The 20486-nt window shown below is 30.9% G+C and carries 17 protein-coding genes; 16 read left to right on the top strand and 1 reads right to left on the bottom strand.

Annotated features, from left to right (window positions below; all coding sequences use genetic code 11):
* Complete coding sequence (gene feoB, locus EO083_RS07085) at positions 1–1947, top strand: ferrous iron transport protein B (protein ID WP_126993463.1); 1947 nt, start codon at positions 1–3, stop codon at positions 1945–1947.
* A gap of 20 nt (positions 1948–1967) precedes the next feature.
* On the opposite strand, the gene EO083_RS07080 is transcribed toward feoB, so the two are convergent.
* Complete coding sequence (locus EO083_RS07080; RefSeq protein WP_126993462.1) at positions 1968–2237, bottom strand: thioredoxin family protein; 270 nt, start codon at positions 2235–2237, stop codon at positions 1968–1970.
* A 199-nt stretch (positions 2238–2436) separates the two neighbouring features.
* On the opposite strand from EO083_RS07080, the gene gcvH reads away from it, so the two are divergent.
* From gcvH to EO083_RS07005, 15 genes are all read left to right on the top strand, one after another.
* Complete coding sequence (gcvH, locus tag EO083_RS07075) at positions 2437–2805, top strand: glycine cleavage system protein GcvH (protein WP_126993461.1); 369 nt, start codon at positions 2437–2439, stop codon at positions 2803–2805.
* A complete protein-coding gene (locus EO083_RS07070) occupies positions 2805–3245 on the top strand; it encodes a hypothetical protein (RefSeq protein ID WP_126993460.1) in 441 nt (146 codons plus the stop codon). Before gcvH ends, EO083_RS07070 begins: the two co-directional genes overlap by 1 nt.
* A 62-nt stretch (positions 3246–3307) precedes the next feature.
* On the top strand, positions 3308–4963 hold the full coding sequence (uvrC, locus tag EO083_RS07065; RefSeq protein ID WP_126993459.1) for an excinuclease ABC subunit UvrC: 1656 nt from the start codon (positions 3308–3310) through the stop codon (positions 4961–4963).
* A 119-nt stretch (positions 4964–5082) separates the two neighbouring features.
* Positions 5083–6120, top strand: a complete 1038-nt coding sequence (locus EO083_RS07060; protein WP_126993458.1) for an ABC transporter permease — start codon at positions 5083–5085, stop codon at positions 6118–6120.
* Positions 6121–6134: 14 nt separating this feature from the next.
* Positions 6135–7049, top strand: coding sequence for an ABC transporter permease (locus EO083_RS07055; protein WP_126993457.1), 915 nt, complete (start codon positions 6135–6137; stop codon positions 7047–7049).
* A gap of 14 nt (positions 7050–7063) precedes the next feature.
* Entirely contained in the window at positions 7064–8080 is a 1017-nt protein-coding gene (locus EO083_RS07050; RefSeq protein WP_126993456.1) for an ABC transporter ATP-binding protein, read from the top strand.
* On the top strand, positions 8077–9219 hold the full coding sequence (locus EO083_RS07045) for an ABC transporter ATP-binding protein (protein ID WP_126993455.1): 1143 nt from the start codon (positions 8077–8079) through the stop codon (positions 9217–9219). Before EO083_RS07050 ends, EO083_RS07045 begins: the two co-directional genes overlap by 4 nt.
* A 112-nt stretch (positions 9220–9331) precedes the next feature.
* Positions 9332–10498 carry a flagellin N-terminal helical domain-containing protein gene (locus EO083_RS07040; protein WP_126993454.1) on the top strand — a complete coding sequence of 389 codons (1167 nt, stop codon included), beginning with the start codon at positions 9332–9334 and terminating at the stop codon, positions 10496–10498.
* A 113-nt stretch (positions 10499–10611) separates the two neighbouring features.
* On the top strand, positions 10612–12336 hold the full coding sequence (gene ade, locus EO083_RS07035) for an adenine deaminase (RefSeq protein ID WP_126993453.1): 1725 nt from the start codon (positions 10612–10614) through the stop codon (positions 12334–12336).
* Between the two features lie 3 nt (positions 12337–12339).
* Positions 12340–14622, top strand: coding sequence for a xanthine dehydrogenase family protein molybdopterin-binding subunit (locus EO083_RS07030; RefSeq protein WP_126993452.1), 2283 nt, complete (start codon positions 12340–12342; stop codon positions 14620–14622).
* The gene (locus EO083_RS07025) at positions 14619–16037 is read left to right on the top strand and encodes a PLP-dependent cysteine synthase family protein (protein ID WP_126993451.1); all 1419 of its coding nucleotides are present in this window, start codon (positions 14619–14621) and stop codon (positions 16035–16037) included. Before EO083_RS07030 ends, EO083_RS07025 begins: the two co-directional genes overlap by 4 nt.
* Positions 16038–16047: 10 nt before the next feature.
* A complete protein-coding gene (locus EO083_RS07020) occupies positions 16048–17415 on the top strand; it encodes an 8-oxoguanine deaminase (protein WP_126993450.1) in 1368 nt (455 codons plus the stop codon).
* A 162-nt stretch (positions 17416–17577) separates the two neighbouring features.
* Positions 17578–18453 (top strand): 16S rRNA (cytosine(1402)-N(4))-methyltransferase RsmH, encoded by an 876-nt coding sequence (rsmH, locus tag EO083_RS07015; RefSeq protein WP_126993449.1) that lies wholly within the window; start codon positions 17578–17580, stop codon positions 18451–18453.
* 15 nt (positions 18454–18468) lie between these two features.
* A complete protein-coding gene (locus EO083_RS07010) occupies positions 18469–18741 on the top strand; it encodes a hypothetical protein (RefSeq protein WP_126993448.1) in 273 nt (90 codons plus the stop codon).
* Between the two features lie 28 nt (positions 18742–18769).
* On the top strand, positions 18770–20479 hold the full coding sequence (locus EO083_RS07005) for a penicillin-binding transpeptidase domain-containing protein (protein ID WP_126993447.1): 1710 nt from the start codon (positions 18770–18772) through the stop codon (positions 20477–20479).
* The last annotated feature ends 7 nt before the right edge of the window (positions 20480–20486 follow it).

Genomic DNA, 20486 nt, shown 5'->3' with positions numbered 1-20486 from the left:
ATGGTAGTGACCGTAGCTTTAGTTGGAAATCCAAATGTTGGTAAAACAAGCATTTTTAATAGGCTTGTCGGTGCAAGGCAATATGTTGCAAATTGGCCCGGAGTTACTGTAAGTAAAATTGAGGGTGCAACCGAATGGAAAGGAAATACGTTACATTTTATAGATCTTCCTGGAACGTATTCATTGTCATCAAAATCGATTGATGAAAAGGTTACTCGAGATTTTTTATTTTTTTCACCTCCAAATGTGACTTTATTAATAGCTGATTCTTTAAATCCTGAACAGAGTTTCTATCTCTTAATAGAAACCTTGGAGATTACAAAAAGCGTAATCTTGGTTATGAATTCTTATGATGAAGTTAAGAGGCAAAAGATAAAAATTGATAAGTATGAACTTCAAAAACATTTTGGAGTCCCTGTAGTATTTACTTCCGCAAAAACTGGAGAAGGAATTAGTGAGTTAAAAGATATGATAGTTGATATAGCAAAAGGTAAAAAAATTAAAAATGTTATTTTTGATTATAAAGAATATGAAAAGATAATTGTAGATATTGAAAATCAAATTCCAGATGATTTATTTAAAAATAAACGATATGCAGCTCTTAAATATTTAGAAGGAGATGAATATTTTGTTAGTAAACTTAAAAATATAGTAAAAATTGATAATACTATTAAAGAAAATGCAATGAACCAAATTCCAAAAATAAGATATGAATATGTAAAATATGTAATAAAGGAAGCCTATTCAGGAAACAAAATTGAGTATATAAAGACCTTAAATGATAAGATTGACCATATTTTAACGCACAAAATATTTGGTATTCCAATTTTAGTAGCTATTATGTATATAATATTTAAATTTACTTTTGATGTTGTACAGCCATTGTCTGATATATTGGATTATTCTTTTAGTCAACTTGCAGATTATGTAAAATCTTTTGGTGATGGTTTATTAACTTCATTAATTGCAGATGGTTTAATTGGTGGTGTTGGTGGTATTTTGGTATTTGTTCCTAATATTTTTGCATTGTTTTTTGCGTTAGGTATTTTAGAAGAGACAGGATATTTGCCCAGAGCAGCATTTGTATTGGATAGAATAATGTATAAAATGAAACTTTCCGGAAGATCATTTATGTCTTTATTGTTAGGTTTTGGTTGTAATGTTCCATCTATTATGACCGCAAGAGGATTACCAGATGAGAAAGAAAGATTAGGAACTATACTTTCGGCGCCGTTTATTTCATGTAGTGCGAGGCTACCAGTTTATATGATGATAATCAGTATATTTTTTCCAAGGTATAAAGCTGAGATTTTGTTTAGTATTTATGCTATAAGTATTTTGGTTACAGCTTTTACAGCTTTTTTTGTCAATAAAGTATTTTTCAAGGGTGAAAGTGTGCCATTAGTAATGGAATTGCCGAGGTATAGAATACCTACAATTAGAAATATAGCAATTTATATGTGGAATAAAGGAAGTCATTTTTTAAAGAAGGCAGGAACAATAATTCTTATTGCAAGCATTTTAGTTTGGGGACTAACATATTTTCCAAATAAAGGAGATGTTGAAACAAGTTATGCATCATATATTGGAAAAGCTCTAGAATATATTTTAAGACCTTTAGGCTTTGATTGGAAAATTGGAACAGCATTATTTTTTGGAGGTGTAGCTAAAGAAGTAATAGTTTCAACTATGTCCATGTTATATGGATTTGCAGAGGGAGATATGGGTAGTGCAAAAATTGCTCTTGGTGCGTCTTTAAATAGTGTAAATGCTTATGCGTTTTTAATTTTTGTAATGTTATATATTCCTTGTTTTGCAACAATTGCGGCCATAAAAAGTGAAACTGGAAGTTGGAAGTGGGTTGCTTTTTCTGTAATATATAGTTTTTTGATAGCATATATATTGTCCTTTATCTTCTTAAATGTAGGAAAATTAATTATAGGCTAATAGGGATTTCCCTATTAGCCTTATTTTTTACTTATTTCTAAGTATCTTTCAATTGTATTTATTACCTCACTAATACTAAAATTTCTTGCAAATCGTTTAATTTCAAATTCTTCATCCAATATTATTACTGTTGGTACTGTAAATACTAGTTTTTGAGCTGGATAAGAAGGATTTTCTATAACGTCAATTACCTCAATATCAATATCAAAGTTTTTTGCTATAGTTTGGATTTTGGGAAGCATAGCTTTACATACACTGCATTTGTCGTTCTTAAAGTATTCTATCTTCATTAAATCACCTCCATGATTTAATTCTTCCAAACATTGTCCATTTTATCATTTGATTTATGACATTTCAATAATTTTATTAATACAGGAAAATTACAAATTTTCTATTGGAATTAAACTTATTTACTTTCTTTAGATAGTTGAAATAGTTAGTTTATATGTTAGAATATTATTGAACAAATAAAATCAAGGAGGGGTTTTCATGAAAAAATTTACAAAAACTCATGAATGGGTAGATGAAAACGGGTATGTTGGAATAAGTTCTCATGCACAAGAAGAGCTTGGAGATATTGTTTATGTTGATTTGCCAGAAGTTGGTAAAGAAGTTAAAAAAGGTGATGTTTTGTTATCAATAGAAAGTGTTAAAGCAGCAAGTGATGTTTATGCACCAGTTAGCGGAAAAATTGTAGAAGTAAATAGTGAGCTTGATGCAAAGCCAGAACTTGTTAATGAAGATGCTGAAGGTCAAGGTTGGTTGGTAAAAATTGAAATTTCAAATCCTTCAGAACTTGATGAATTGATGACAGAGGAAGAATATAAGGAATTTCTTAGCAGTGAAGGTGATAATTAATGCTAGGTGTTACCGCATATGCAGTTTTGGTTTTTATAATGAATATAGTGATTGGAATAGTATTATTGCTTGGTGTTATTCAACAAGCTAAATCATCATTTGGTATTTCAAGTGTGGTTTCATGGGTATTTTTTGTTGTTTCTCTAGCATTTTTTGTATCTGGTGGATTTGTAAATTTTTACTCGAAACTTGGATTGTCAATATCGCCAGTTGCGTATTTGGTGATAGCGATTTACTCAATGCTAGCTGCTAGTGATATTTCAAAGTTGAATATTCGCAAGGCAATGAGAAAAGCTATACTATTTTCAATAATAATGATTGCCTTCTTGATAATTGATTTGATTTGGGTTAAAGACGCTGCATTTGTTGCTTTATTTTCTATCGGTTGGGCATATGTTATAACTTTGATTTTTGGTATTAAAAATAGAAATATAGAATAAGCAAAGTTTAGCTTATAAAAAATGTGGGGGAAGTCCCCACATTTTTTGTATGGAGGGATCAAATGTTAGACAAAAGTGTTTTATATAACGTTAGTGAAAAACCTGGAGTGTATATCTTTAAGAATGGAAGTGAATATATTTATATTGGAAAAGCAAAAAATTTAAAAAGAAGGCTTAGTTCACATTTTTCATTTAAAGAAGAAAAGAGTAGGCTAATTATTGAGGAATCAAATAGTCTAGAAGTTATTGTTGTAAAAAATGAAAAAGAAGCATTATTATTAGAAGCTACCTTAATATTTAAACATAAACCAAAGTATAACATAATGCTAAAAGAAGGTGAACGATATCCATATATTAGGATATCAGATGATGAATATCCGTATGTTGAAGTTACAAGAAGTAGGAAAAGTTCAGGAATATTTTTTGGCCCTTTTACTAATATAACTTTTACAAGATTGCTGTTAGAGATTTTACAAAAAATTTTTGGTTTTAGAACTTGCAAAAAAGATTTATCTAAAATTAAGAAACCTTGTATTGAATACCATTTAAAAACATGTTTAGCACCATGTAAATTTGAAAATAAAAATATTTATATATCAGCAATAAATAATTTGAAAAAGGTTTTATCAGGAGATTTTGAATTTGTAAAAGACTACATTGAACAAAAGATGAATTATCATTCTAAAATGCTTGATTTTGAAAATGCTGCTAAATATAGAGATTTGTTATTATCATTTGAAAAACTGTTAAACACACAAGGTGTGATTTTAAATGATAAAAGATGTGTGGACTATATTGCATATTCAAAAGGAGTTTTTTTAGTTTTAAAGGTTCGTGGTGGAGTTTTATTATCAAAGCTTTTTTATGAAGCAAATTTATCATTTGAAGAATTTTTGTATCAATTTTACTATGGAATGAAAAGTGATTTACCAACAAAAATAGTTACAATCGAAAGTAATAATTTAAATAAAATAGAGTTTGATATACCTATAAATGTTTCTTTAGATGATAGTGATAGATATTTACTTGAAATAGCATATGAAAATTTAAAGGAACATTTCAAAGCAAAAAGGCTGAGAAAAGATACTTTAAAAAAGATTAAAGAAATATTAGGGTTGAAAAAGATTCCATATAGAATTGAAGGGACAGATATTTCTCACAGAAATGGAAAATTTACAGTAGCATCTTTGGTAGTATTTGAAAATGGAGTACCAAAACCAGAAGAATATAGAAGGTATAAACTTGGTGATATTTTGGATGATTTTGAAAGTATCAGGATGTTTATAAGGAAAAGATATATAAAACATGAAGTACCTGATCTTATTTTTGTTGATGGAGGAAGAGGGCAGGTCAATGCTGCAATTGAAGCATTTAATGAATTGGGACTAAATGTTGATGTAGTTGGTATTGCTAAAAAGGAAGAAATAATTGTTACAAAAAATAAAGAACTTAAATTGAAAGAAAATGATGAAGTTTTGCGTACTTTAATAGCAATACGTGATGAAACACATAGAGTGGCAAATAGTTTTAGTGGTAGCTTAAAGTTAAAAAATTATACATTAAGCAAGCTAGACGATATTCCAGGAATTGGACCAAAAAGAAAAAAATTATTGCTTAAAAAGTATAAAAGTATAGAAAATATAAAAATGGCACCTCTTGATGAACTTTCAAAGATAGTTGGTAAAAAGATAGCGTTACGTTTAAAGGAATATTTGTAAGTATTTATTAAAAATTACAAGATTTAAATTAAAATTAAGTTTAATTCAGACTTGAAACATTTTTTACTGCTGTTATAATAATATTGATGTAAACTTAAAAAATTTAGGAGGTGTTAAACTTGACGGCGTATATTATTCGGAGACTTTTGCTACTTCCACTGATTTTGTTTGGTGTGACTTTGATAATATTTAGTTTTACAGAGATCTTAGGTCCTGAAAAAATGATTTCAGCATACGTTAATCCAAATCTTTTTGATAAGCTATCAAATGAGGAAATTGATAAATTAATTGAAAAATATGGATTAAAAGATCCAATGTGGACCAGATATTTTAAATGGCTTGGTGGAGTTTTAAAAGGAGATCTAGGTTGGTCTGTTACGGCAAAGCAACCAGTAGCTGATGCTATTAAAGAAAGAATTCCTTATACGATTGAGCTTGCACTATATGCATTTATACCGGTTATTGCCGTTGGTATTTGGTTAGGTGTTACGGCTGCGGTTAATAGAGACAAGTTTATAGATCATTTTATAAGGATTTTTGCAATAGTTGGATGGTCACTTCCAGATTTCGTATTTGGATTGATAATATTGATGATTTTCTATTCGGTTCTTGGATGGTTTCCACCAGGAACTTTGAGTGATTGGGCAGATTCAATTGTAAAATCAGATAGTTTTCATAAGATAACACATTTATTAACAATTGACTCATTATTAAATGGTAGACTTGATATTTTCTGGGATGCATTGAGACACTTAATTGGACCTATTCTAACAATTTCTTGGCTTTGGTGGGCATATTTGTTAAGAATTACAAGATCAAGTATGCTAGAAGTTCTTGGTAAAGAATATGTTAGAACGGCTAGAGCAAAAGGAGTTCCTGAAAAAGAAGTTATACACAAGCATGCAAAAAAGAATGCAATGATTCCTGTTGTAACTGTAGCAGGAGCGATGGTTATTGGCTTACTTGCAGGAACTGTTATTGTTGAAGTTATATTTAATAGAATCGGTATGGGAAGATTTACAGCTCAGGCAGCAACTCAGCTTGATTATGCAGCAATTTTAGGTAGTACTTTATTTTATTCAACATTGCTTGTGGTTGGAAATTTAATAATCGATATACTATACGCAATATTAGACCCAAGAATCAGACTAGGTTAAGGAGGTGGATGTTGATGAATACAGAGTTTAAAAGAACAATGAGAAAATTGTTTAGAAATCCTTCTGCAGTTTTAGGATTTTCATTGTTAATATTTTTTGCTTTAATTGCTGCATTTGCTCCATTACTTGCACCGCCTGTTAATCCAATGTTTCCAGATGAAAATGGAAATCCAATGAAACTTGAAGATCCATACATAATGCCAATTCTTTCTTGGAATTCAGATCCAGTACCACCAAGTAAAGATCATCCCTTTGGTATGATTGCAGGTAGAGACATTTATTACGGGGTAATTTGGGGTACAAGAACTGCTTTTAAAATTGGTTTAACAGTTGTTACGTTATCAACAATAATTGGTTTAATAATAGGATCAATTGCTGGTTATTTTGGTGGTTGGATAGATGAAATTCTAATGAGGGTTACAGATATTTTCTTATCAATTCCATTTTTATTAGCTGCAATGGTATTAACAACAATTTTAGGAAGTGGTTTAGATAAAGTTATGATTGCAATGACAGTTTTTGGTTGGATGGCTGTTGCGAGATTAATTAGGGCTAATATACTGCAGGTTAAAGAAGAACAATTCGTTCTAGCTGCAAAAGCTCTTGGAATAAAAAACTTTATTATAATTGTAAGACATGTGCTTCCAAACACAATCTTTCCAGTTTTAGTTCAAGCTACAATGAGATTAGGATCTTTGGTTATTACAGCTGCTGCACTTTCATTCTTAGGACTTGGTGCTCCAATTGGTTATGCTGATTGGGGTTCAATGCTTAACTATACAAGAAACTATATATTAGGTGCTAGCGGTCAAGCACTAGCTTACTGGTATACGGTTTTTTATCCAGGCATGGCAATGGTTTTGTTTGTATTAGCATGGAATTTAGTAGGTGATGCTTTAAGAGATGTCTTTGATCCGAAATTGAAATAAAAGGAGTGATTGAGTTGGAAAAAAAGCCATTATTAGAAGTAAAGAATTTAAAGACCTATTTTCATACAGAAGATGGAATTGTTAAAGCAGTTGACGGTGTGGATTTTAAAGTTTATCCCGGCGAGACACTTGGAATTGTTGGCGAATCTGGTAGTGGAAAAAGTGTTACCTCATTATCAATTTTAAGATTGTTGGATCCAAATGGTGAAATTTTAGAAGGAAGTCAAATAATTTTTGAAGGAAAGAATCTTTTAGAGTTATCAGAAGATGAGATGAGAAAAATTAGAGGTAATGATATTGCAATGATTTTTCAGGAACCAATGGTAGCTTTAAACCCAGTTTTTACAATTGGTGAGCAGATTATGGAAGCAATTTTGTTGCACCAAGATGTTGATAAAAAAGAAGCTAGAAGAATGGCAATTGACATGCTAAGAAAAGTTGGAATACCTGAACCAGAAAAACGTGTTGATGAATATCCACATGAATTATCTGGTGGTATGAGGCAAAGAGCAATGATTGCAATGGCACTTTCATGTAAGCCAAAATTATTAATTGCGGATGAACCAACAACAGCACTTGATGTTACTATTCAAGCGCAAATACTTGATTTAATGAAGGAATTGCAAAGAGAGTATGGAATGGCTATAATTTTAATTACGCATGATGTTGGTGTTATTGCAGAAAATGCCGATAGAGTTGTTGTAATGTATGGTGGAATGGTTATGGAAACAGCTGATGTAAAAGAATTATTTAAAGAAATGAGGCATCCATATACTTGGGGACTTTTGAATTCAATTCCAAGGTTAGATATTGAGCAGGATAAACTTTATAATATTCCTGGAATTGTTCCTGATCCATTGCATTTTCCACCAGGTTGTAGGTTTAATACCAGATGTGAGTTTGCAGATGAAAGATGTAAAAAGGAAATTCCACCGTTATATGAAGTTGGAAAAAATCATTATTCAAGATGTTTTTACTATAAAAAAGTTGAAGAGGCTCAGAAACTCAAAAAGGCTGGTGAAAGTGCATGAGTGAAAAAAAAGTATTAGTTAAAGTTGATAATCTTGTAAAGTATTTTCCAATTCGTGCAGGAGTATTTAAAAGAGTTGTAGCATGGGTTAGAGCAGTAGATGACATCAGCTTTGAAATTTATGAGGGTGAGACTGTTGGGCTTGTTGGTGAATCAGGCTGTGGAAAAACTACTGCCGGAATGACGCTTTTAAGACTTTATGAACCTACGTCTGGAAGAATTATAGTAGACGGAAAGGATACAACATATTATTTTATGCCACGTTATAGGGCAAAGAAATATTTAAAGAAAATGTATATAGAGAAATTTAAAAAAGAAGATCCATCAAAATTTACAGGAATTGATAAAGAATACTATGAAATATATGAGGAACTAGGTGAAAGTGGTTTTTATAGCAAACTTTTAGATAATATTACTGAAAAGAGAAGAGATTTTAGAAGAACGATGCAAATAGTTTTTCAGGATCCATATAGTTCTCTTAATCCAAGAATTAGAGTTAAGACAATTGTTTCTGAAGGGCCTGTATTGCATGGTCTGATAAAAAAATCTGAAGTAGTAGATAAGGTAAAAGAAGTTTTAGAAGAAGTTGGTATTCATGGAGAACATATGTATAGATTTCCTCACCAATTTTCAGGAGGGCAACGTCAAAGAATAGGAATAGCAAGGGCATTATTAATGAATCCAAAGTTAATAGTTGCCGATGAAGCAGTAGCAGCACTTGATGTTTCCATTAGATCTCAAGTTATTAACTTAATGCTTGAACTTCAAAAGAAACATAATTTAACTTATTTATTTATCTCACATGACCTATCAGTCATTAAATATATTTCTGATAGAGTTGTCGTTATGTATTTAGGAAAAATTGTTGAAAATGCTTCAAAGAAAGAATTATTTGATAATCCATTACATCCATATACAAAAGCATTAATGAGTGCTATACCGGTTCCAAACCCAGAATATAAGAAAAAGAGGATAATTTTAACAGGAGATGTTCCAAGTCCTGTAAATCCACCAAGTGGATGTAGATTCCATCCAAGATGTCCTGTAGCAAAGGAAATTTGTGCTAAAGAAGAACCTCAATTGAAAGAGGTATCACCGGGTCACTTTGTAGCCTGTCACTTTCCAGGATCATTAAAATAATAAAAATTTCTTTAAAAATAGCATCTCACCTTATGGTGAGATGCTATTTTTTTAGGAAAATAAATAATTAATAAAGAAAAATTTGTTTGAAAAAGAATAGGAGGTGTATAAAGTGAGAATAAACCATAATTTAAGTGCTTTAAATGCTTGGAGACAAATTTCATTAACTAATTCAAATATGACAAAAACTTTGGAAAAATTATCATCTGGATTAAGGATTAACAGAGCAGCTGATGATGCGGCTGGACTTGCAATAAGTGAAAAGATGAGAGGTCAAATTAAAGGACTTGATATGGCAAGAAAGAATGCACAAGATGCTATATCATTAATCCAAACAGCAGAAGGTGCATTAAATGAAGTTCATTCAATACTTCAGAGAATGAGGGAACTTGCAGTTCAAGCAGCAAGTGATACAAATACTGATGTTGATAGAGAAAATATTCAAGCTGAAATAGAACAATTACGTCAAGAAATTGATAGAATAGCCCGTTCAACTGAATTTAATACTAAAAAGCTTTTGAATGGAAATTTAGAAGGTTTTAGAGCAAATGCTGAAGCAGATATTGTAAATGGTGGAATAATAGATTTAACAATTAACACTTTAAATCAAAATGCTAAAGAAGGTACTTATTTGGTTGAGGTAGGACAATTTAGAGGTTCACCTACAAGTGCATTGGATGTAAGAATAACTTTAGTAACAAGTTCATCTGTTTATAGCACAATTGTTACCTCTTTTTCTCAAGGATATGTTGTAGTAGGTGGGGTTACTTTAAGATGGGATTCAACTGTCTTATCAATTTCAAATTATAATGGATTACCAAGTGGTGAAGTTATTGATGCTGCGGTTGCAAGAATTGAGGGGAAATACACTGGTTCTGATTATTTGGTTTTCCAGATTGGTGCAAATGAGGGAGCAAATATGGTTGGTGGAATTGACGCTGTTGATTCAAAAAATTTGGGACTTATCACTAGTTTAATTGATGTTACTTCACAAGATGGAGCAGAAAGGGTAATAAGTTTAATAGATGCTGCAATCGATAAAGTAAGTGGAATTCGCTCAAAATTAGGAGCAATGCAAAATAGATTGGAACATACAATTGCTAATCTAGGTGTTTCGTCAGAAAATCTAACATCGTCAGAAAGTAGAATAAGAGATGCTGATATGGCTAAGCAAATGATGTTCTTTACAAAACAGCAGATATTAATTCAATCAGGGATGGCAATGCTTGCTCAGGCAAATACACTTCCACAAAATATTTTACAATTACTGAGAGGTTAAAAAGGTTAATATTTCATAATTTTTAGAATTTATTATTAAATAAGGTAAAAAATCACCCTTTTTTATAAGGGTGATTTTTTTATATAATCTTCCTAAAAAGAAGGAGGGATAAAATGAAAATATATGAAATTGTTCCTGTTGCTTTAGGAAAGAAAATGCCTGATGTATTAATAAAGAATGTTAATCTTGTGAATGTATTCACTGGAAAAATTGAAAAAACTAATATTGCTCTTTATAAAAAAAGAATTGCAGGAATTGGAGATGATTATAAAGTTGGAAAGGAAGTTATTGATGCAAAAGGCCTATTTGCAATTCCTGGACTTATAGATGCTCATGTTCATATTGAAAGCTCTATGCTTTCGCCTACTGAGTTTGCAAAATTAATTCTTCCTTTTGGTACAACAACAATTATTGCAGATCCACATGAAATTGCAAATGTATTAGGAGTAGAAGGTATTGAATACATGATTAAGGCAACTGAAGGTATACCGTTAAATGTCTATTTTGCAATTCCATCTGCAGTGCCGGCAACAAATCTTGAAACATCAGGAGCAACACTTGGTGCTGAAGATATGGTTAGCTTAGTTGAAAAATATCCGTTTAGAATTATCGCTTTAGGAGAAGTTATGAATTATCCTGGTGTTTTAAATTGTGATAGAGATCTCATTACAAAAATTGAGATATTAAGACATAAATATAAAAAGATTGATGGCCATGCACCAGGATTGACTGGAAAAGAGTTAAATGCGTATATTGATGCTTTTGTTCGATCTGATCATGAATGTGAAACAAAGCAAGAAGCATTAGAAAAACTTTCAAAAGGAATGCAAATATTTATTAGAGAAGGGACAGCAGCCAGAAACCTGAATGCATTATTTCCAGCAGTAAATGAAATGAACCACTTTTTCTTCTCTTTTTGTACTGATGATAGAGACCCAAATGACATAATTGAGAGAGGTCATATAAATGGAATTATTAAAAGTGCAATTGATAATGGAATTGATCCAATAATTGCAATTAGGATGGCAACAATTAATACTGCTAAATATTTTAATTTGAGAAGTATGGGTGCAATTTCGCCAGGTTATAAAGCTGATATTGTTTTTATTGATAATTTGGAGGATTTTAATATTAAGTTTGTTATTAAAGACTCAAAGGTTGTAGTTGAAGATAAAAGGATCAATATGAATGTTGAAAGTATAATTCGTAACATTCCGAATACATTAGGAAAAATAAATATTGTAAAAAACCATTCTTTAAGTATTAAAAATAGGAATAAAAAAATACGTGTGATATCTGTAAAATCTGGGACTCTTTTAACAGATGAGCTTATAGTTGAGCCAAATGTTGAAAAAGGTTACTTAGTTTCAGACATTGACAGAGATATTATAAAAATAGCAGTTTTTGATAGACATAAAGCAAGCGGTTATTCAGTTGGCTTTGTTCATGGGCTTTCAATTAAAAATGGAGCAGTTGCAACTACAATTGGTCATGACTCTCATAATTTGACTGTTGTTGGGACAAGTGACGAGGATATGAATTATGCAATAAGTAGGATAAAAGAGTTAAATGGAGGAGTTGTTGTTGTAAAAAATAAAAAGCTTATAGCTTCTCTGTCACTTCCAATAGCTGGATTAATGTCAGATAAAAACTATGGTTTTGTAGTCGAAGAATTAAGGAAATTAAAAAATTCTTTAGTAGAAATTGGTGTAAATAGTGATATTCTAATGCAAATACACTTTTTACAACTTGCTGTAATACCAAAATTAAAGATTACAGATAAAGGACTAATTGACGTTGAAAAACAGAAAATAGTTGATTTGTTTGTGGAGGTGTAATTTATGAATGTAATTGGAAAGAAAGTAAAGAGAATAGATGGATTAGAAAAAGCCTATGGAACATCCAAATACGTAGCAGATTATTATTTTGAAAATATGTTATATGCAGGAGTAGTTTATGCTAATGTCCCACATGGAATATTGAAAAATATAGATATTTCGGAAGCAATGAAAGTTCCTGGGGTAGTTTACATAGCAACATACAAAGATGTTCCAGGAGTTAATAAATTTGGTCATGTTATAGATGATATGAACTTTCTTGTTCCGATAGGTGAAAAAATTAGATTTGAAGGAGATGTATTGGCACTGATTGCTGCTGAATCTATGTATGCAATTGAAGAAGCTAGAAAATTAATAAAGGTAGAAATTGAGGAGTTGCCACCTGTTTTATCGATAGATGAAGCGATACAGGAAAAAATAATTGTTAATGGAAAATCAAATATTGGTTTTCATAGAAAAATTAGAAGAGGAAATATTGATGATGCTTTTTCAAAAGCGGATCTTATTATAGAGGAAAATTTTGAAACAGGGTATCAAGAACATGCATATTTGGAAACACAAGGTGTTGTTGCAAATTATACTCCAAGAGGGCTTATGGAAATTTATGTTAGTGCGCAATGCCCGTTTTATGTTCAAAAAGACGTAGCAAAAATATTAGGAATAGAATTAAATAGATTAAATATAATACAGACTGAAACTGGCGGGGGATTTGGTGGAAAAGAAGATGTTCCATCATACATTGCATCAAAGGCTGCACTTTTATCATATATTACAAAAAGACCTGTTAAATTAATCTATACAAGAGAAATGGATATAAAAGAAACAAGTAAAAGACATCCTAGTAAGTCATATTACAAAGTTGCATTTGCAAAAGATGGAAAAATTTTAGGAATCAAGACAAAAGTTTATTTAGATATGGGGGCTTATTCAACTCTTTCTCCAATAGTTATGTATAGAACAATGGTACATGCAAGTGGAGCTTATTCAGTAAAAAACGTAACTGTTGATGTATATGGAGTATATACAAATAAAGTACCTTGTGGGGCTTTTAGAGGCTTTGGCTCGCCTCAAGTTTTAGTAGCAATCGAATCAATAATGGATCGTGCGGCAAAAAAGTTGAATATTGACCCGTATGAAATAAGAATGAAAAATGCACTTGATAGGAATAAGGAAACGTCAACCGGACATGTGCTAACTCAATCAGTTGGGGCAAAAAAAACTTTGGAAAAAGTTTATAAGGCATCAAATTATGAAATTTTAAAGAAAGAAGTTTTGGAATATAATAAAAACTCTAAATTTAAAAAACTAGGATTAGGTTGGTCTCATATTTTTTATGGTGTAAGTTTAGGAGCTGGTGGTCAACATCTTGATGGTGCTACTGCAACAATTAATGTTCAATCAGACGGTACTATTAATGTAATGATAGGTAATACCGAAATGGGGCAAGGTGCAAAAACAACAATGGCGATAATAGTATCGGAAATATTGGGACAAGATATTTCAAAGATTAGGGTTTTGCAACCTGAGACATTGTTTATTCAAGATAGTGGGCCGACTGTAGCTTCAAGGACTACATTCTTTAGTGGTAATGCTTTAAAGATAGCAACTGAGAAATTAAAAAAGAACATAGTTGAATTTCTAGTTTCTTATTTTGGTGTAGGCAAAAACGAAATTAGTTTTTTAGATGGAAAAGTGTTTATAAGAGAAAAAGTATTTTCTTTTGAGGAGATTGCAAAGTTATGTAACGACAATAATGTTAAATTGTCTGAGGTTGGATGGTATAAATCTCCTAAATTACATTTTGATCACGAAAACGGAATTGGTGAGGCATATATAACATACAGTTTTGCAACGCAACTTTCTCTTGTTGAAGTTGATTTGTTAACTGGAAAAGTTGCATTGAAAAAGGCGTGGGTTTGTCATGATATTGGTAAAGTTATAAACTTAGAAGGTGCTGTTGGTCAGGTTCAAGGTGGGGTAATTCAAGGTATGGGATACGCTATTATGGAAGAAATAAAACAAAATAGTGGAAATATACTTACTACTAATTTCAACAATTATTTGATTCCAACTATTAAAGATATTCCTGAGGAAATTCATGTTTATTTTGTGGAAGAAGAATTCTCAGAAGGACCATTCGGTGCTAAAGGATTGGGGGAACCATCACTGATGACTTCTCCACCTTCGGTTTTAAATGCAGTTTCAAATGCTATAGGTAGTTTTTTAAATAAGATACCTATTTCTTTAGAGGAAATAGTTAAAAATACTAAGGAGGGAAAATTATGATGAGAAAGGTTCCTGTTATTGGACCAACTTTTGAAGAAATGCTTAATCCAGAAAAGATTGATCCAAAAATTAGGAAAAGGGCTATTGAAATGAAAAAGAAAGATCCACTTCATCCAATTAACTTGTTTAATATCACATGGAAAGATGAAAATAATGAAATTTATTATTTTGAAGTTCCGAAAGAAATTACAGGAGTTGATGCTAATATAATTGTTTTATATGCAAAAGAATTTCCGTCAGGAAGTCATAAAGTTGGTGCAACATACTCAGTGTTGGCAGAAAAAACTGTTTACGGAGAAGTGGATCCATTGAAACATACATTAATTTGGCCATCAACCGGGAATTATGGAATTGGAGGAGCTTGGGTTTCATCAAGAATGAATTATAGATCTATTGTTTTACTTCCAGAACTTATGAGTAAAGAAAGATTTGAAATTATTAGAAAATATGGAGCTGAGGTTATTGCAACACCTGGGTGTGAATCAAATGTTAAAGAAATATATGATAAATCAAAAGAACTATATAATAAAGATCCTGAACATGTAAGAATATTAAACCAATTTGAAGAATTTGGCAATTATAGATTCCATTACTATGTTACTGGAAATACAATGATTGAATTAGTAAAAAATAAAAAAATTGGAAATTCTAGAATTTCGGCAGTTGTTTTAGGTGTAGGTTCTGCTGGAACAATAGCATCTGGTGATAGAGTAAAACAAGAATTTTCAGAAGCTAAAGTAGTTGCTGTTGAGCCATTACAATGTCCAACAATTTCTCTTAATGGATATGGTGGTCACGATATTCAAGGTATTGGTGATAAACATGTTACATGGATTCATAATGTTATGAATAATGACGCAGTTGTTTTAGTTGACGATATGGAATCAAAGAAAATGCTTCAAGTTTTAAGCGATCCAGTGGGAATTGAATTTTTGAAAGAATTTGCTCCGAAGGATATGGTTGATTTTATATCAGATAAATTTGGGATTTCGGGAGTTGCTAATTTAATTGGAGCAATAAAAGTAGCAAAGTATTATAACTTTACGTCTGATGATAATATTTTTATAGTTGCTACTGATTCAATTGAGAGGTATTATTCAGTTATGAAAGATTTGGAGGAAAAGTTTGGAAAACTTGATAGAGCAGAAGCTAAAGCTCGAACTGAAAGAATTTTATTATATAAAGAGCCTTCATGGATCTTTGAAGGTGATAAATATTCCAGAGAAAGATGGCATAATTTAAAGTATTATACCTGGGTTGAGCAGCAAGGAAAAACTGTAGGAGAGCTAAATGCACAGAAGAATCAGAGTTATTGGATTAAGCAACAAGAAAAAGTCTATGAAGTAAATGAAAAAATACTTGAATATAGAAAAAAACATTATGATGAACTTATGAAAATATATTTTGAAGATTGAAGGTGGTACTGTGAGAAAATTGTTTAAAAATATTTCTTATATTTATACATTTGATGAAAAAATTGGAGATATTGAGAATGGTTATATTTTAGTGGAAGATAATGTAATTAAAGAGGTTGGAAGAAATTGGGAAGATATTGAAGCTGATGAAATATACGATTTAGATGGATGTATGATTATCCCCGGTTTTGTAAATACACATCATCATATGTTTCAATCACTTACACGAGGGCTTGCTGCTAACAAAAAGCTTTTTGATTGGCTTGTTTTTCATTACGAAATATGGAAATTCATAGATGAAGAGGCTATTTATGTAAGTAGTTTAATAGCACTCTATGAAATGATTAAAACTGGTGTCACAACAACAACAGACCATCTTTATCTTTACCCATATGGTAATAACAAACTTTTTGATGCTGAAATCGAAGCTGCAAAAATAATAGGTGTAAGGTTTCATCCTACAAGAGGTAGTATGTCGCTTAGTAAGAAAAATGGAGGTCTTCCTCCAGATAGTGTTGTTCAAACTGACGATGAAATATTGCAAGAAAGTGTTAGAGTTATAGAAAAATATCATGATCCAAGCAAATATTCTATGCTTAGAGTTGCACTTGCACCTTGTTCGCCGTTTTCGGTGACGCCATATTTGATGAAAGAAACTGTAAAAATTGCTGATAAATATAATGTTTTACTTCATACACATCTTGCTGAAACAAGAGATGAAGAAGAATATTGTCTTGAAAAATTTGGGAAAAGGCCCGTAGATTATATGGAGGAACTTGGTTGGCTTAACAATAAAGTGTGGTTTGCTCACATGGTCTGGTTGAGTAAAGAAGATATGGAAAAGCTATCAAAAAATGATGTTGGAATGGCGCATTGTCCTTCTTCAAATATGAGGTTAGGCTCTGGAATTGCTCCAGTAACTGAGTTAAAGAATAAAATAAGAATAGGAATTGCTGTGGATGGTAGTGCAAGTAATGATACAAATAACATGATAATGGAAGCAAGAAATGCACTATTACTCCAGAGAGCAAAATATGGTGCCAACGCTTTAACTGTTAGGGAAGTTTTAAAAATGGCAACAATAGGTGGAGCAAGTGTATTAAAAATGGATGATTATGTTGGAAAAATAGCACCAGAAATGGCCGCAGATTTTATAGGTTTTAAATTAGATAAGGTTGAATTTGCTGGAGGATTACATAATCCAATAAATTCTATATTGCTTTGTGATCCAAAGCAGGTTGATTTATCTGTAATTAATGGAGAAATAAAAATATTAAATAGTGAATTTACAGGTTTTGAGATTTCTGATTTTTTAGAAAAACATAATATGATATCAAAAAAATTGTTGAAAAAGGCAGGAATTTTATTGGAAATTTAATTGTAATATAAATGTATACTTTTGTTATTAAATTAGAAACGAGCAGCAAGACTTATAAATAAAAGCTTAAGGGCTGCTCGTTTTTTTAATTTTAATTTTGAAATAGAATATTAAAATGTTATAGTAGAAAATGAGTTAATTTAGCGGAGCGGAGCGAGAAAAGTGAGAAGATATGAAGATAAGCATATTCCAGTAATGCCTAAAGAAGTTATTGAACATCTTATTTGGAAAAAAGATGGGGTATATGTTGACTGTACGGTTGGTGAAGGTGGTCATACATTGCTTATGGCCTCAGTTTCGCCTAATATTTTTGTTATTGGTTTAGATATTGACTCTGAAGTATTAACCATTGCAGAAAAAAATCTTTCCGGATTTAGTAATGTTAAACTCTTTAAGTCTTCCTATGTTGACCTTCCTGTTGTTTTAAAAGCCCTTAATATTGAAAAGGTTTCTGGAGTATTGATTGATCTTGGTATATCAACTTATCAGCTGAAAGCTGAAGGTAGAGGTTTTACGTTTAATAGGGATGAGCCTCTTGATATGCGCATGAATTTAGAACAGAAAAAAACAGCATATGATGTTGTAAATTTTTATTCGGAAAAAGAACTTGCAGATATTATTTTTAAGTATGGTGAAGAAAGATTTTCTAGACGTATTGCAAGAAGTATTGTAAATAGCAGACCAATTAATTCTACCTTGGAATTAGTTGAAGCAATAAGAAAAGCTTTACCACCTCAAGAAATAAGGAGAAGAAAAAGACATTTTGCTACAAAAACTTTCCAAGCAATTAGAATAGAAGTTAACGGTGAACTAAGTAATATTGAACAATTTTTAAATAACGTTCCTGATTTATTAGAAATTAGTGGTAGACTTGCAGTTATTTCATTTCATTCACTTGAGGATAGGCTTGTAAAACATTTTATTAAAAATTCAAACAAATTAAGGCAAATAGTTGGTCCAATAATACCTAGTAAAGAAGAAATTGATGATAATCCAAGAGCAAGAAGTGCAAAATTAAGAATAGCGGAGCGAATTTAGGGGGGAGGAATTTTTATGGCAATTAGTGTTCAAGCGAAGCGGAGCAGAGTAGAAAAGTTATCAAAGTTATCCGTATTAGGACTTTTAAAAAAGTTTTTTCTAGTAGCTATCCCAGCAATGCTTATTTTTACGATGGTTTATGTTGTTGTTCATTTTTCCACCCTTAATGTAGAAATCCAAACTCAAAAAGAGGCATATCAGAAAGAATTGGTTGAGTTAAATACTAAATTAATCAATCTCAACAAATCGATTGAATCTCTTACAATTGGACTTGAAAACATAAGATGATTATATGAAAAATCCGCGAGTAATATTCTTGTATTTTATATTTGTTATTTTAATTTTTGTTGAGATAGTTAAACTTTTTGAGGTTAATAAAATTGAAGAAAATACTATAGTTTATGAAAAAATACCTTCATTGAGAGGTAAAATTTATGATTGTGATAATCAACTTCTTGCAACTAGCCTCCCATTATATCTTGCATATTTTGATGTTGATTTTTTTAAAAGATTGTACAATCCTTCTTATGATTTTGATATTAAGCTTCTTGAAAGTCGATTTAATGTGAAAATAGATTTTAATAAAAGATTTGTTAAGTTAGGAGAATCTTTTGATATAAATGTATTGAAGCAAAAAATACCTGTTGAATTAAGAAAGTTTGTTAATATTAGTATTAATGAAAAAAGGCTGCGATTGGAGAATTTTGGATTAGAACAAATAATAGGAATAGTCAGAGATGGCAAAGGTATAAACGGTGTGGAAAAGTCTTTTAATGAGATATTATCAAAGAAACAAGATGGTGAGATTAATTTAAAAGTTTCAGGTGGTGTTACCAAAGAAGCATCAATAATTCAATATATTCCGCCAATTAATGGACAATCAATAGTTTTATCAATAGATACGGATATACAAAAAATATTATATGAAATAGCATTTAATTCAAAAATTAATTATCATGCAGAAAATGTTGGAATAATTTTAATGGAAACAAAGACAGGTAAAATAAGAGCTTTAGTAACCACTAATAATTGGCCTGACTATTTTATGGGGTATATTGAGCCAGGTTCAGCAATGAAGCCAATGTTTTATTCGGCTGCACTTGATCTTGGTGTTATTACAGAAGATTCAACATTTGTTTGCAAAGGTTATATTTATCCAGATAGTGAGTTAGATATAAAAATTAGTGATATTCATCCTCATGGTTTGCTTGATTTAAAAGAAGCAATTTCAGAATCATGTAATGTTGCGGCAGTTTTGACTTCTAAAAGGATAGTAGAAGAATACAATAATGAAACTTTATATAATATTTTTAAAACTTTTGGTTTTGGTGAAAAAACTGGTATTGAGCTACCGAATGAAATTGAGGGAGTTTTAAATTCTCCAGATAAATGGTCAAAAATTGAATGGGCATATTTACCAATAGGATATTCAATTGGAGTAACTCCATTACAATTAATAACAGCATTTAATAGTATTTTTAATGATGGAATATTAATAAAACCGACGTTAATTGAAAATAGTACTCCTAAAAAATACCGGGTAATGTCTTCTAATACAGCTGCTAAGATGAAAAAATTTTTAAAAGATGTTGTAGAACATGGTACGGGAATTTTTGCAAAAATTCCTGGAATGGATATTTATGGTAAGACCGGTACGAGTGAAATTCCAGGTAAAGAAGGAAGTTACATTATGACATTTGAAGGTAATTTTTCTTTAAATAGCATAGATTATACTGCTTTAGTTTGGGTTACAAATCCTGAAGGATATTCTCTTTCTAGCTACGTAGCAGCTCCTATATTTAGACAAGTAGTTTTAAAATTAAAGGAATATTATTCCGAAGATAATAGAATGATTTACGTAACACCTGGTTTGGTTCCTAATATTGTAGGATGGAATATTAGACAAGTATTTGCTTTAGAAAAATATTTTAAAGTAAAAATTGTTGGAAAAGGATTGTATGTAAAAAAACAGTTTCCAGAGCCAGGAAGTTTTAATGATGAAATTGTTGTTTATTTAGGTGAGTGAGTATTTC

Origin of the sequence: Thermosipho globiformans, from assembly GCF_003990895.1 — a bacterium.
Classification (GTDB): domain Bacteria; phylum Thermotogota; class Thermotogae; order Thermotogales; family Fervidobacteriaceae; genus Thermosipho; species Thermosipho japonicus.
This window is presented reverse-complemented; position numbering and strand designations above follow the sequence as displayed.

What these genes read in the sequence shown, in the direction of transcription:
- feoB (WP_126993463.1), top strand. Translation starts at nt 1, where the DNA reads ATGGTAGTGACCGTAGCTTTAGTTGGAAATCCAAATGTTGGTAAAACA.
- EO083_RS07080 (WP_126993462.1), bottom strand. Translation starts at nt 2,237, where the DNA reads ATGAAGATAGAATACTTTAAGAACGACAAATGCAGTGTATGTAAAGCT.
- gcvH (WP_126993461.1), top strand. Translation starts at nt 2,437, where the DNA reads ATGAAAAAATTTACAAAAACTCATGAATGGGTAGATGAAAACGGGTAT.
- EO083_RS07070 (WP_126993460.1), top strand. Translation starts at nt 2,805, where the DNA reads ATGCTAGGTGTTACCGCATATGCAGTTTTGGTTTTTATAATGAATATA.
- uvrC (WP_126993459.1), top strand. Translation starts at nt 3,308, where the DNA reads ATGTTAGACAAAAGTGTTTTATATAACGTTAGTGAAAAACCTGGAGTG.
- EO083_RS07055 (WP_126993457.1), top strand. Translation starts at nt 6,135, where the DNA reads ATGAATACAGAGTTTAAAAGAACAATGAGAAAATTGTTTAGAAATCCT.
- EO083_RS07045 (WP_126993455.1), top strand. Translation starts at nt 8,077, where the DNA reads ATGAGTGAAAAAAAAGTATTAGTTAAAGTTGATAATCTTGTAAAGTAT.
- ade (WP_126993453.1), top strand. Translation starts at nt 10,612, where the DNA reads ATGAAAATATATGAAATTGTTCCTGTTGCTTTAGGAAAGAAAATGCCT.
- EO083_RS07030 (WP_126993452.1), top strand. Translation starts at nt 12,340, where the DNA reads ATGAATGTAATTGGAAAGAAAGTAAAGAGAATAGATGGATTAGAAAAA.
- EO083_RS07025 (WP_126993451.1), top strand. Translation starts at nt 14,619, where the DNA reads ATGATGAGAAAGGTTCCTGTTATTGGACCAACTTTTGAAGAAATGCTT.
- EO083_RS07010 (WP_126993448.1), top strand. Translation starts at nt 18,469, where the DNA reads ATGGCAATTAGTGTTCAAGCGAAGCGGAGCAGAGTAGAAAAGTTATCA.